Origin of the sequence: uncultured Ruegeria sp., from assembly GCF_947497005.1 — a bacterium.
GTDB lineage: Bacteria > Pseudomonadota > Alphaproteobacteria > Rhodobacterales > Rhodobacteraceae > Ruegeria.
On the sequence record NZ_CANMFF010000001.1, the window covers coordinates 18,895 to 30,367 of the forward strand.

The window sequence follows — 11,473 nt, forward strand, 5'->3', positions numbered from 1 at the left end:
TGTTAACGGTGCGTTAACCTTGATTGACCAACCCTGAGCGCAGGTAACTGTGCCAGGGTTTTTAAATGGTTGAGCTTAATCTTCAGAACTTTACCACTGCAGCCCCGATCCCGGCGCCCGGGTTTCGGAAACCTTTAGGCAACTGCCTTCTGGAGATCGGGGCCATCACCCGGTCGCAATTGGACCAAGCGTTGAGCTTGCAGGCCAGGCAGAAGGCGCCGCTGGGCGAAATTCTGGTTGGCGAAGGCCACGCCACCCGCCAAGACGTGTTGGAAGCCTTGTCAACGCAGTCTGGCTGGCAGATCGCGGATCTTGAACAGATCCCGCCAATGCCCGGATTGTGTGACTTGAAGCCAGTTGAATTCTGGCTTGAACACAATGTCATTCCATGGATGCGAATCGGCCCTCTGCTACTTGTGGCGACTTCACGACCAGATCGTTTTGCAACCGTTACAGCCGAGATGCAGGATTGCGACTATGCGGTCCTCCCGGTTCTTGCCGCAAGTCACCAGATTGACCGGGTCATCGCAAAGCAGTTTTCACGACATCTTGCAGAGGCTGCGGAGGCCCGCGTGGATCCAGCGCAAAGCTGCCGCAACTGGACTGCCGGATCTCGTATCGTTCCAGCGGTGAAGACGCTAGGCGTCTTAACGCTTTTTGCCCTTTTTCCCTCAGTAGGATTATTGGTGTTGTTGGGTGTAACGGTGGTGACTTTGGTTCTCTTCGCTGTTTTTCGGATTTCTGGTACTCTGGCCTATCTCCACCATAATAGAAGAAAGCAACCCAACCCAACCGAAGCTGCAGTCGCTTTGCGACAACCTTGTGTGTCCATAATGGTGCCGTTGTACAAAGAGCGGGAAATCGTAAATCCTCTGGTGCAGAGACTGCAACGTCTGACCTATCCGAAGGCTCTTTTGGACGTCATTCTCGTACTCGAGGAAACCGATGATGTAACGCGCAACGCCCTTGCGCGAGTGACCCTGCCAAGCTGGATTCGTATTGTTGAGGTGCCCGAGTTGAACGGGCTGACAACCAAGCCGCGTGCCATGAATTACGCGCTGGATTTCTGCCGTGGCGACATCGTTGGCGTTTGGGATGCAGAAGACGCGCCACAGCCGGATCAGATCGAGCGTGTTGTGGCGCATTTCACTCAGGCCTCGCCCGAGGTGGTGTGTCTACAAGGGGGGTTGGACTACTATAATCCTCGCACAAACTGGCGTTCGCGCTGTTTTACCATCGAATACAACAGCTGGTTTCGCGTAATTCTGCCGGGTATCGCACGCATGGGGCTGGTTGTGCCGCTCGGGGGCACAACCTTCTTCTTCCGCCGCGACAAGCTGGTGGAACTGGGTGGCTGGGACGCCCATAACGTCACCGAAGATGCCGATTTGGGTGTACGGCTTTGTCGAGCCGGTTACCGGACCGAGATGGTGGATAGCACCACATTCGAAGAGGCAAATTTCCGGGCATGGCCTTGGATAAAACAACGCTCACGCTGGCTCAAAGGCTTCATGGTTACTTATCTGGTGCACATGCGTAAGCCGCAAGAACTGTATAATGACCTGGGAGCTGCAAAGTTCTTTGGCCTGCAGGCGTTCTTTCTGGGCACGCTCGGACAATTCTTACTAGCACCTGTTTTGTGGGTCTTCTGGTTGTCGACCCTAGGCTTGGCCAATCCGATGGAACACATTCTGCCGCGCCAAATCACGTCCGCACTGATTTGGATGTTTCTGGCCACTGAGATTCTGAGTATCGGGGTTGGAATTATCGCAGTTTCCGCACGTGAACGCAGATTTCTGCTGCCGTGTGTCCCGACAATGTTTCTTTACTTCCCGCTGGGTGTGGTTGCCGGCTACAAGGCGCTGTGGGAACTTGTAACCAATCCGTTCTTTTGGGACAAAACCCAACATGGACAGGCCAGCGAAGACGTTCCGCTGGCCTGACGATTACTTCTCGCGACGGCTGGCATCCTGCTTCAGACGCGTCATGAAGGCGATTGAAATATGTTCCTTGAGCGCGTGCCCCGCCGCCTCTTCATCGCGGGCGGCAATAGCCTCAACAATCCCTTTGTGCTCACTTTGGGCTATTTCCCCCCGCCCCTGTACAGCCAGCGAAGTGGTCGCCATCAAAGCCATCGTTCGGTGCACCAGATCGAGTTGCTGAACCAGATAGCGATTGTGTGAAGCCAGATGAATTTGCTCATGAAAGCGTCTGTTCGCCCGCGACAAGGCCGAAGGGTCGTCAATCAGCTTGTCATCTTCGACAACCATGTCTTGCAGAACCTTGATCTCTTCTTCGGTGGCATGTTTGGCGGCCAGCCGCGCGGCAAGCCCTTCCAATTCACGGCGCACGATATAAAGCTCGGCCATCTGGTTGTGGTCCAGGGATGCCACGATCAACGACCGCCCGTCCCGTTCAAGCAAGGATTGGGTTTCCAGCCGTTGCAGCGCTTCGCGGATCGGGGTGCGAGACACCCCGAAACGTTCGGCCAATTCGCTTTCCACCAAACGATCGCCGGGCTTGTAGACACCCACATCGATGGCTTCGAGAATAAGGCTATAGGCGTCTTTGGTAGGGGATCGGGTCTGGCTCATGGGATCGTTTGTCTCCTCGTTCGGACATGTCTAGCCGCGTCGGGGGGCGGCGATCAAGTATGGCATTGAAAACGACCGGAACCCGCCCTAAACCCAAACCATGGTCAAACCGTCCTTTAGTCATGTTACGCAGTGGGTGTTCGATCTGGATAACACCCTGTACCCGCCGCATATGCGCCTGTTCGATCAGATCGAAGTTCTGATGACGGACTATGTGGTGCAAACCATAGGTGTGGATCGGGCCGAGGCCGACAGGCTGCGCTCGCATTACTGGCGTGAATACGGCACCACACTGGCCGGATTGATGGCCGAACACGATCTGGATCCCGATCCGTATCTGTACGCCGTGCATCAGGTGGATATGACCCATATGGACCCGGACGCTGAGCTGGCCGATCACATTCGCGCCCTGCCTGGTCGCTGCATTGTCTATACCAATGGCAGCGCGCCCTACGCCGAGCGGGTTTTACATGCACGTGGGCTTTCAGGTCTGTTCGATGCGATCTATGGCGTTGAACATGCGGGGTATCGACCCAAACCGGAAAAAGCGGCCTTCGAAGCGATCTTCGCTCAGGACGGTATTCAGGCCGAAAAGGCAGCGATGTTCGAAGATGACCCCCGTAACCTCGCAGCACCGCACGAGATGGGGATGCGCACCGTTCACGTTGCCCCTGACCTGCATGAGGCCGATCATATTCACCATCACACGGACGATCTGACCGCCTTTCTGGCCCGCCTGCGATAGCCTGTCACACTGCGACGATCTGATCATTCTGCACCTGCATCCGCGTCCCTATATGCGCTGCAGCGACGAACAGATGGAGACCCCGATGAGCGCGATCGACATGCCGCTTCGCCTGCCGGTTTGGCAGCGCCTTTTCTTTGCAATTCCGGTATTCGGGTGGCTGGCCCGTGACGTGGCCAACGCCAAGCCAGAAGACCTGTACTATACCGCCGGTGCGATTTTCAGCATGTGGGGCTGTTCCATCATGTTGTTCGGACTGCCGGGTCTCTATATCCCTGCCCTGATGATGGTGCCGCTCATGTTCCTGATTCTCGTCTTGATTTCACGGGGCTGAAATACGGGACAGGATGTCACTTGGCGCTTGGGGAAGAACCGAACTAGGTTCTGCACAGAACGATGAGAGGCGCCATGACTGACAGCTGTGACATCCTGATTTCCGGCGGTGGCATCGCCGGTCTGACCGCAGCCGCCGCATTTGGAACTGCAGGTTTCAAAGTCATCTGCGTAGACCCGACGCCTCCGATCACCGAACGAGATGTAGACGGCTCTGACCTGCGCACCACTGCTTTCCTGCAACCTGCCCGCGGCCTGCTACAACAGTGCGGTCTATGGGCCCGGTTGGATGCGCATGCGGCGCCGTTGCAAGTCATGCGCATCGTTGACGCCGGAGGGGACGTTCCCGAACCCCGGGTTGTCCGCGACTTCAATGCAGCCGACTTATCCGAACAGCCCTTTGGCTGGAACCTTCCAAACTGGCTGCTGCGTCGGGAAATGGTGGCGCGGCTGGCGGAATTGCCCAATGTCGATTTCCGCCCCGGCACCGGAACCAACAGCCTGTTCACCCGAACCGCCGAAGCCCGCGTAGGCCTGAGCGATGGCAGTCGTGTCAGGTGCAATTTGGTGCTCGCCGCTGATGGCCGCAATTCACCGATGCGCGAGGCCGCCGGTATCGATGTGCATACAACCCGGTACGGGCAGAAAGCGTTGGCTTTCGCGGTCACACATCCGGTTCCGCATGAGAATGTCTCGACCGAGGTTCACAGATCGGGGGGACCGTTCACATTGGTGCCTATGCCTGATTGGAACGGTCAGCCGTCGTCCGCCGTTGTCTGGATGGAACGCGGGCCGAAAGCTGTTGAACTTCTGAACCTTGAACCCGAGGCATTCCAAGCTGCGATGACGGAACGTTCTTGTGGCTTGTTCGGGTCATTGACGCTGGCCTCGCGCAGAACGATCTGGCCGATTATCAGCCAGTCGGCGGAGCGGTTGGCCGGTGAACGCATCGCCCTTATGGCTGAGGCCGCACATGTCGTGCCCCCAATCGGAGCGCAAGGGCTCAACATGTCTCTGGGTGATCTGCGCTGTCTGCTGGATCTGGCGCAGGCCCGGCCCGAAGGTTTGGGAGATGCCCAGATGCTGGACGCCTATCACAAAGCCCGCCACACCGAGGTCGAGATGCGCGTCAAAGGCATCGACCTGCTGAACCGCGCCTCGATGATCGAGGCGCGTCCGCTGCGGGATGTACGGGCAATGGGGCTGAGCGCACTTTATTCCCTGCCGCCCGTTCGCAAGACATTGATGCAGATGGGCCTTGGCGTTCGCTAAGGCCCGACCTGTTTACAGAACCTGATCCAACACGCGCTTCAAGCGCGCTATGGTGGCGTCTACGTCATAAAGCTTGTCTAGCCCGAACAGACCCAAGCGGAAGGTGCTGAACCCTTCGGGTTCGTCACATTGCAACGGGACACCTGCTGCAATCTGCATGCCCAGTGCGGCAAATTTCTTGCCGTTTTGAATTTCGGGATCCGATGTGTAGCTAACCACAACTCCGGGCGCACCGAAACCGTCGGCTGCTACGGAAACAATGCCCTTGTCCTTCAGCATGGTCCGCACACCATCGCCCAACGCCCATTGCGCCGCTCGCAGTTTTTCAAACCCGTAGTCCTGTGTCTCTGCCATCGTATCGCGGAAAGCCAGTAACGCATCAGTAGGCATAGTGGCGTGATAGGCATGCCCGCCGTTCTCGTAAGCCTGCATGATCTGTCGCCACTTCTTCAAATCAATGGCAAAACTGTCGGAACTGGTCTGCTCCAGACGCGCCTCTCCCCGTTCGGACATCATGACCAGACCGGCACAGGGCGACGCGCTCCATCCTTTCTGCGGGGCAGAAATCAGAACATCGACACCGGTGGCTTTCATATCCACCCAAGCGCAACCTGACGCGATGCAGTCCAACACCATCAACGCGCCCACCTCGTGCGCTGCGCTTGCCAGAGCGGTCACATAATCATCGGGCAGAATGACCCCCGCCGCGGTTTCAACATGTGGAGCAAAGACAACACCGGGTTTTTGTTCACGAATTGCCGCGACGACTTCTTCAATCGGTGCAGGTGCGAAGGGCGACGGGCTGGTATTGCCTGTCTCACGCGCTTTCATAACAGTGACCGAGTTTGTCAGAGCCCCGCTTTCAATGATCTGGCTCCAGCGATACGAGAACCAACCGTTTCGCACCACAAGCACATCCGCGCCGCGCGCAAACTGTCGGGCAACCGCCTCCATGGCATAAGTTCCGCCTCCGGGAATGACGGCCACGCCGTCCGCCTTGTACACATCCTTCAACAAGTCCGAGATGTCGCGCATCACCTGCTGAAACTTCTGCGACATATGATTCAGCGAGCGATCGGTAAACACGACCGAGAATTCTTCGAGCCCGTTCGGGTCAACGGTTTCCAACAAGCCTGGCATGACGCATCCTTTCCAAAGCGTTTTCGAAGTCTTGTCCCCTTTGTCTGTGTTGGTAAAGCCTTTTTGCGACAAAAATTGACCTTTGGTAAAGCAGGTGAAACAGTAACTTTTTTCCGCCTACCCTTCTGAAAACACAAGAAATGACGCCAAGTAGTGTCACTTCCCCTTTACACTTATGCTTGCTTCTGAACAGATGCGCACACTTTATACTTGAAGGGATATATTCACCCGTGACGATACAAAAGCGGATCAGCTTCCAGTCCGTTCGGGACGAAGTAAAACGACGTATTGAAAGCCGCATCTGGCCACAAGGATCGCTTTTGCCAACTGAGACTCAACTGGCGGAAGAATTCAATTGCGCTCGGGCCACAGTAAACCGCGCCCTGAGAGAACTCGCCGAGCAGGGATTCGTCGAGCGCAAGCGCAAGAGCGGTACACGGGTCAAGAAAGAGCCCAGCAAACATGCAAAACTCGAATTCTCGTTGGCGCGGCAGGTTGTTGAAAATCAGAATGCAGCCTATCGCTATGCGCTGGTGGAGCGGAATGTGGTAATTAGCCCGGGTTGGCTGTCGTCGCAGCTCAATGTGGCACCGAATGTGCGCGTTCTGCACGTTATCTGCATGCACTATGCAGATAATCGCCCATTTCAGATGGAGGAACGCTGGATCAACATCGAAGCTGTTCCAGATGTTGAGGACGCAGACCTGCTCGAACAGGGGCCGCACGAGTGGCTATTGACCACGGCCCCGTTTACAGATGCAGAGGTTGCTTTCTGCGCCATTTCCGCTGATGCGCGATTGGCAGAATTCATGGGCACCACCGCGGGAGCATCGATGATTCAGATGGAACGCACGACCTGGAAGTCTGAAAAACCGCTCACTTTTGCCCGTATGACACACCACCCAGGATACTGCATTCGCACCAAATACTGATGGACTTAACCGATTGGTCCGGGAAGACGTTCTTCGCTCAGCAGGACGTTTGCCTCGACGTCGCCCGCGCCCGGGAGCGTCATGATCCGACGTCGCAATACACGCTCGAAGTCGGACAAATCCCGCGCCACGACGCGTAGTCGATAATCGTACAACCCCAAGACATGCTCGACGGTCTGCACTTCGGGTATGGCGCTGACCGCGCGCTCAAAGTCTTCAAGGCTGATCTGGCCCTTGCGCCCGAGTTTAATACCCAGAAAGACCGTCACACCAAACCCAAGTGCTTCAGCATTCAGGCGCAGTCGCCGGCCCTTGATAACGCCGGCCTCTTCAAGTCGACGAATGCGTCGCCACGTGGCGGGTTGAGACAACCCGAACCTACGCCCCAATGCTCCGGCACTTTGCGTTGCGTCCTGTTGTAGCGCGCGAAGAAGGCGGCGATCGATCTGATCCAGCTCAATCATACCGGCAGAACCTCGTCCCGCTTGACCCGCGCGATATGCATCAGGGCCTCAATATCAGCGATATGAGGCAAGGTCAGAATCCGGTCGCGATAAAGCTGCTGATAATGCTTCATATCCCTTGCAATGACCGAAAGGCGCACATCGACACGGCCCAGAAAGGTCTGAATTTCGATCACCTCTGCCACGTCACGCGCCGCCTGCGTGAATTCATCAAAGGCGCGTGCCTGCGTTTTATCCAGTGTGATGCGAAGCGAGACTTCGACTGCGTAGCCCATGGCAGTCCAATCTATCACTGCCTCCTGCCCCTCGATGATCCCTGCGGCCTGCATCTTCTCTATCCTGCGCCAGCAGACACCCGTGCTGATCCGACAAAGATCGGCCAGTTCCGCAGTGGTCAGGCATGGATCCGCCTGAAAATGACGCAGAATGCGCCGATCAACATCATCGAGCATGATTTTTTCGTGCTATCCAGTTATTGCGAATTATTCTTCATCTTTTTTCGGAATACTCAAGCCTAACCCTATCGCCATTGCATGGGCAGGCAGGTACAACCGCCGCAATCTAACCAGAAAGGACCGGCGAAATGCGCGTCTATTACGATCGCGATTGCGACATCAACCTGATCAAAGACAAAAAAGTGGCTATCCTGGGCTATGGCTCGCAAGGTCACGCTCATGCGCTGAATCTGCGCGACTCGGGCGCCAAAAACCTAGTCGTCGCGCTGCGCGAAGGCTCCGCATCGGCCAAGAAAGCCGAAGCCGAGGGTCTGGAAGTCATGGGCATCGCGGAAGCCGCCGCATGGTGTGACCTGATCATGTTCACCATGCCCGACGAATTGCAGGCCGAGACCTACAAAAAATACGTCCATGACAACATCAAGCCGGGCTCGGCAATTGCGTTTGCCCACGGCCTGAACGTCCATTTCGGCCTGATCGAGCCGAAAGAAGGCGTCGACGTTATCATGATGGCCCCCAAAGGCCCCGGCCACACCGTACGTGGCGAATACACCAAGGGCGGCGGCGTGCCCTGCCTGGTCGCGGTTCACAACGACGCAACCGGCAAAGCGCTGGAAATTGGCCTGTCCTATTGTTCGGCCATCGGTGGCGGTCGTTCGGGCATCATCGAAACCAACTTCCGTGAAGAGTGCGAAACCGACCTGTTCGGCGAACAAGCTGTTCTGTGCGGCGGACTGGTTGAATTGATCCGTTGTGGATTCGAAACTCTGGTCGAAGCGGGCTATGCACCTGAAATGGCCTATTTCGAATGCCTGCACGAAGTGAAGCTGATCGTAGACCTAATCTACGAAGGCGGCATCGCCAACATGGATTACTCGATCTCGAACACGGCCGAGTACGGCCAGTATGTCACCGGCCCGCGCATTCTGAAATACGACGAAACCAAAGCGCGCATGAAAGCGGTCTTGGACGATATCCAGCAGGGTAAATTCGTTCGCGACTTCATGCTGGAAAACGCCGTTGGTCAGCCGACAATCAAAGCGTCGCGTCGTGCCAATGACGAGCATCAGATCGAAGAAACTGGCGCCAAACTGCGCGGCATGATGCCGTGGATTTCGGCCGGCAAAATGGTCGACAAAGAAAAGAACTAAGCCTGACGTCTGTCAGCACAAGGGCGGCCGCCATGGTCGCCCTTTTTCGTTTGCACAAAAAAGTGGCGCAGCACATAAACACTCGATCAGATTAGTCTATTTCGCGAACTCTCGCTGCCCGACAGGACAAACCAATGGTTCAACAGCCGACAAAACAGGATTGGAGCGGCGTCTTCACGCTGGGCCTGATCTGGGGCGCGACATTCATGGTCGTTACCATGGCGCTTGAAGGCTATGGGCCAATCACCGTTGCTACCTCAAGAACCACTTTGGGAGCCGTGACGCTTCTGATGTTAATGTGGATAACCGGGCGCAAAATGCCTGTTCTGACACCCGCCTTGGGAGTTTCGATTGTTCTGATCGGAGTGCTGTCCACTGCAGTACCTTTCATGCTGCTCAGCTGGGGGCAACAATTCGTACCCTCCGCATTTGCTGGGCTGTCGATGGCTGCCGTTCCACTGATGGTATTGCCGCTTGCGCATTTCTTTTCTGACGAACCACTTAATCTCCGCCGCCTACTGGGTGTTTGCCTGGGCTTCACGGGCGCTTTGGTGTTGATCGGCCCCGGTCTGGCGCAGCTTGGCCAGGGAACGGAACCATTGGCGCAGATGGCCTGCATCACCGCGGCCTTCTGCTACGCATCTTCGTCTGTACTGACCCGCCGCTGCCCACCCGTTGATCCGCTAGCGCTTGCTTCGTTGACCCTGCTCGTGGGAGCAGCCTTGTTGGTGCCGATCATGCTGATGACCGAAGGCTTGCCCAAGTGGCAAGGCACCCGCCCGACCCTAGCCCTGATTGTCTTGGGTCTGTTGCCTACAGCCTTTGCAACCCTGCTGCGCGTGTCCATCACCCGCAGCGCCGGGTCGGTCTTTTTGACGTTGGTGAACTACCAGGTGCCGATCTGGTCGATGGTGTTCGGTGCGTGGATACTGTCCGAGGCCCTGCCCCTGCGCTTTTACATCGCCCTTGCCCTGATCCTGACAGGCATGGCCATCAGCCAGTGGTTCAGCCTGCGCAAGACGCTGTTCGGGCACTAACCAGCAGCGGCTTCAACTTCAGCCACGATGCTGTCAACAACCTGACACAACAGCCCATCGTCTTCGCATTCGGCCATGACACGGATCAGCGGCTCAGTCCCGGATTTTCGGATCAACAATCGGCCCTGCCCGTTCAACCGTGCCTCGGCATCGGCGATGGCCGCCTGAACACTTTGAACCTCCAACGGAGTTTGATCGCTTGAATAGCGGACATTCTTCAACAACTGCGGTACGGTTTCGAACTGCTTGGACAGATCAGACGCCTTGCGACCGGACAGAACCATTTCCGCCAGAAAATGCAGCCCCGCCATCAACCCGTCGCCAGTGGTTGCATAATCGCTCATGACGATGTGACCGGATTGTTCGCCGCCAAGGTTGAAGCCGCCTTCACGCATCCGCTCGACAACGTATCGGTCACCGACCGCCGTTCGCTCCAGACGCAGTCCTTGTGCTGTCAGATGGCGTTCTAGCCCAAGGTTGGACATAACGGTCGCTACCAGCGCGTCCCCTTTCAGCTGACCAGATTTCTTCCATGCTGTCGCCAACAGCGCCATAAGCTGATCACCATCAGCGACCTGACCTGACTCGTCGATCACAACCACCCGGTCCGCGTCGCCATCCAGACAAATGCCGACATCCGCGCCATGCGCAACGACGGTTTCAGCAGCCAGTTGCGGTTTTGTTGATCCGCAATTGAGGTTGATGTTCTTCCCGTTGGGCGCAATTCCCACCGGAACAACATCGGCGCCCAATTCCCACAAAACCTCAGGCGCAGTGCGGTGGGCTGCGCCATTCGCACAATCGACGACCACTTTCAGACCATCCAAACTCACGTCACGCGGCAACGACGATTTAACCCGCTCGCCATAACGAAACCGCGCATCATCGACCCGGCGCGCCCGACCGATATTCTGTGCCTGCGCAGGCCGAACACCTTCGTCGATCAGCCTTTCGATCTCAATCTCGGCCTGATCGGACAGTTTATAGCCATCGGGTCCGAAAAACTTGATGCCATTGTCTTCCGCAGGGTTATGACTGGCCGAGATCATGACGCCCAAATCCGCGCGCATGGACCGCGTCATGAGACCAACTGCTGGGGTAGGAACAGGCCCCAGAAGCAGTACGTTCATTCCCGTCGATGTCAAACCCGCCGTTAGTGCGTTTTCCAGCATATATCCAGACAGGCGTGTGTCCTTACCGATCACCACCCGATGCACGCCTGTTGCGTCACGTCGGAAATACCGCCCGACGGCAGCCCCGATGCGCAAGGCCATTTCCGCCGTCATCGGATGCGTATTGGCGGTGCCCCGCACTCCGTCGGTTCCGAACAGCTTGCGCATAAGTGTCACT

The 11,473-nt window shown here is 56.7% G+C and carries 12 protein-coding genes; 7 read left to right on the plus strand and 5 right to left on the minus strand.

Going from position 1 to position 11,473, the window contains the following annotated elements; translation table 11 throughout:
* The first annotated feature begins 65 nt into the window (after positions 1–65).
* Positions 66–1,943 carry a glycosyltransferase gene (locus tag Q0816_RS00105; protein WP_298846021.1) on the plus strand — a complete coding sequence of 626 codons (1,878 nt, stop codon included), beginning with the start codon at positions 66–68 and terminating at the stop codon, positions 1,941–1,943.
* A 3-nt stretch (positions 1,944–1,946) separates the two neighbouring features.
* Here the strand turns inward: Q0816_RS00105 and Q0816_RS00110 are convergent, their stop codons facing one another.
* Positions 1,947–2,594, minus strand: a complete 648-nt coding sequence (locus Q0816_RS00110) for a GntR family transcriptional regulator (protein WP_298846024.1) — start codon at positions 2,592–2,594, stop codon at positions 1,947–1,949.
* Between the two features lie 100 nt (positions 2,595–2,694).
* Between Q0816_RS00110 and Q0816_RS00115 the strand changes: the two genes are divergently transcribed.
* From Q0816_RS00115 to Q0816_RS00125, 3 genes are all read left to right on the plus strand, one after another.
* The gene (locus Q0816_RS00115) at positions 2,695–3,339 is read left to right on the plus strand and encodes a pyrimidine 5'-nucleotidase (protein WP_298846027.1); all 645 of its coding nucleotides are present in this window, start codon (positions 2,695–2,697) and stop codon (positions 3,337–3,339) included.
* A gap of 85 nt (positions 3,340–3,424) precedes the next feature.
* Positions 3,425–3,673, plus strand: a complete 249-nt coding sequence (locus Q0816_RS00120; protein WP_298846030.1) for a hypothetical protein — start codon at positions 3,425–3,427, stop codon at positions 3,671–3,673.
* A gap of 74 nt (positions 3,674–3,747) precedes the next feature.
* A complete protein-coding gene (locus Q0816_RS00125) occupies positions 3,748–4,944 on the plus strand; it encodes a UbiH/UbiF family hydroxylase (protein WP_298846033.1) in 1,197 nt (398 codons plus the stop codon).
* Positions 4,945–4,956: 12 nt separating this feature from the next.
* On the opposite strand, the gene Q0816_RS00130 is transcribed toward Q0816_RS00125, so the two are convergent.
* On the minus strand, positions 4,957–6,084 hold the full coding sequence (locus tag Q0816_RS00130; protein ID WP_298846036.1) for an aminotransferase class V-fold PLP-dependent enzyme: 1,128 nt from the start codon (positions 6,082–6,084) through the stop codon (positions 4,957–4,959).
* A 230-nt stretch (positions 6,085–6,314) separates the two neighbouring features.
* Here Q0816_RS00130 and Q0816_RS00135 point away from each other — a divergent pair, with 230 nt between their 5' ends.
* A complete protein-coding gene (locus Q0816_RS00135; protein WP_298846038.1) occupies positions 6,315–7,016 on the plus strand; it encodes a GntR family transcriptional regulator in 702 nt (233 codons plus the stop codon).
* 5 nt (positions 7,017–7,021) lie between these two features.
* On the opposite strand, the gene Q0816_RS00140 is transcribed toward Q0816_RS00135, so the two are convergent.
* Both Q0816_RS00140 and Q0816_RS00145 read right to left on the minus strand, forming a co-directional pair.
* Positions 7,022–7,480, minus strand: a complete 459-nt coding sequence (locus Q0816_RS00140; protein WP_298846041.1) for an Lrp/AsnC family transcriptional regulator — start codon at positions 7,478–7,480, stop codon at positions 7,022–7,024.
* Positions 7,477–7,932, minus strand: coding sequence for an Lrp/AsnC family transcriptional regulator (locus tag Q0816_RS00145; protein ID WP_298846044.1), 456 nt, complete (start codon positions 7,930–7,932; stop codon positions 7,477–7,479). Before Q0816_RS00145 ends, Q0816_RS00140 begins: the two co-directional genes overlap by 4 nt.
* Positions 7,933–8,063: 131 nt before the next feature.
* Here Q0816_RS00145 and ilvC point away from each other — a divergent pair, with 131 nt between their 5' ends.
* Entirely contained in the window at positions 8,064–9,086 is a 1,023-nt protein-coding gene (gene ilvC, locus Q0816_RS00150) for a ketol-acid reductoisomerase (RefSeq protein ID WP_298846047.1), read from the plus strand.
* Positions 9,087–9,220: 134 nt separating this feature from the next.
* A complete protein-coding gene (locus Q0816_RS00155; protein ID WP_298846049.1) occupies positions 9,221–10,123 on the plus strand; it encodes a DMT family transporter in 903 nt (300 codons plus the stop codon).
* Here Q0816_RS00155 and glmM read toward each other — a convergent pair.
* Positions 10,120–11,463 carry a phosphoglucosamine mutase gene (gene glmM, locus Q0816_RS00160; RefSeq protein WP_298846052.1) on the minus strand — a complete coding sequence of 448 codons (1,344 nt, stop codon included), beginning with the start codon at positions 11,461–11,463 and terminating at the stop codon, positions 10,120–10,122. The two genes, Q0816_RS00155 and glmM, sit on opposite strands and share 4 nt — an antisense overlap.
* Positions 11,464–11,473 lie beyond the last annotated feature (10 nt).